The sequence below is a fragment of the Microbacterium sp. Bi128 genome (assembly GCF_918698205.1).
Map to the genome: position 1 here is coordinate 1 of NZ_CAKKMM010001189.1, position 1,598 is coordinate 1,598.

2 protein-coding genes are annotated in these 1,598 nt (G+C 71.5%); one reads left to right on the forward strand and one right to left on the reverse strand.

Features of this window, described 5'->3' with window-relative positions:
• The coding region (locus LQV45_RS31105) for a S41 family peptidase (RefSeq protein ID WP_230011178.1) at positions 1–1,224 on the forward strand (1,224 nt) is incomplete at its 5' end.
• Between the two features lie 108 nt (positions 1,225–1,332).
• On the opposite strand, the gene LQV45_RS31110 is transcribed toward LQV45_RS31105, so the two are convergent.
• A partial coding sequence (locus LQV45_RS31110; RefSeq protein ID WP_230011181.1) for an OsmC family peroxiredoxin occupies positions 1,333–1,598 on the reverse strand: 266 nt, incomplete at its 5' end.

Consider the following 1,598-nt stretch of genomic DNA (forward strand, 5'->3'; position numbering starts at 1 on the left):
GAGGCATGGCGGCTCCAGCGCGACTTCTTCTGGACCGAGGACATGGCCGGCCAGGACTGGGAGTCCGTCCACGCCCGCTACCGCCCGGTGGTGGAACGCCTCGGCTCCCATGACGACCTGGTGGACCTGCTGTGGGAGCTGCACGGCGAGCTCGGCACCTCCCACGCCTACGTCCGGCCCGTGGCCGCTGTCGAGAACGGCAGCAGCCCGCAGGGCCGCCTCGGCGCGGACCTGGGGTTCACCGGCGAGGGGTGGGAAATCACCCGCATCCTCGCGGGGGAGTCCTCTGACCCGCTGGCCACTTCGCCGCTGACCCGTCCCGGCGCCGACGCCAAGCCGGGCGACGTCCTGCTGGCGATCGACGGCGTCGAACTGACCCAAACGCGGACCCCGGCAATGCAGCTGGTCGGCGCGGCCGGCCGCGCCGTGGAACTTACCCTGCGCAATGGCGCCGGCCGTGGTGCGGCCGCGGGCGCCCAGCGCCGCGTGGCCGTGGTCCCGGTCAAGGACGAGGAGCGCCTGCGCTACCAGGAATGGGTCTCCGGCAACCGGCGAACTGTCCGGGAAGCCTCGAACGGGACGTTCGGCTACCTGCACATCCCGGACATGATGGCCAACGGCTGGGCACAACTCCACCGCGACCTCGACACCGAAACGGCCCTGGACGGACTGATCGTCGATGTCCGGCGCAACCGCGGCGGCCACACCTCCCAGCTCGTGGCCGAACTCATCGGGCGCAAGGTCACCGGCTGGAGCATGCCGCGCGGGGAAAAGCCGCGGACGTACCCGCACCACGCTCCCCGCGGACCGGTCATCATTCTCACCGATGAGTTCGCGGGCTCCGATGGCGACATCATCACGCAGGTCTCCAAGCTGCGGGGGATCGGGCCCGTCATTGGCACCCGCACCTGGGGCGGAGTCGTCGGGATCGACAACCGCTTCGCGCTGGCCGACGGCACCGGCGTCACCCAGCCGCGCTACGCCACCTGGTTCGCCGGTGGCGTTGGCTGGGGCGTGGAAAACTTCGGCGTCACCCCGGATATCGAGGTGACCTTCCCGCCGCACGCCTACGCCGCCGGAACCGACCCGCAGCTGGAGTACGGCATCGGGGCGCTGAAGGAAATGATCCAGGAACTGCCCACGGACCGTCCGCCGCTGCGCGAGGGTTACCGCCGGGTCCGGCCCGCACCGCTGCCTGCGCGCCGGCAGGCCGGCCAGGCCTAGGCGCTCCCGGGCGCGGCCCGCACAGACGGTCCGCGCAGGACAGATGGCAAGGCCCCCGCCACCCTGGACATCCAGGGCGGCGGGGGCCTTCGTCTTACTGCGGCCGGCCTAGGAGGCCAGGGTGGCGTCCAGGGTGATCTCGATGCCGGTCAGGGCAGCGGAGACGGGGCAGCCGGTCTTGGCTTCCTCGGCCAGCCGCTGGAAATCGTCGGCGGAAATGCCGGGGACACGCGCGGCCAGGGTGAGGTGGCTGCCGGTGATCCCGGTACCGGGCTGGAAGGTCACGTCGGCCTTGGTGTTGATCTCCTCGGCCGTGTGGCCGGCCTGGGCCAGGGCGTTGCTGAAGGCCATCGAGAAGCACGCGGAGTGCGCTG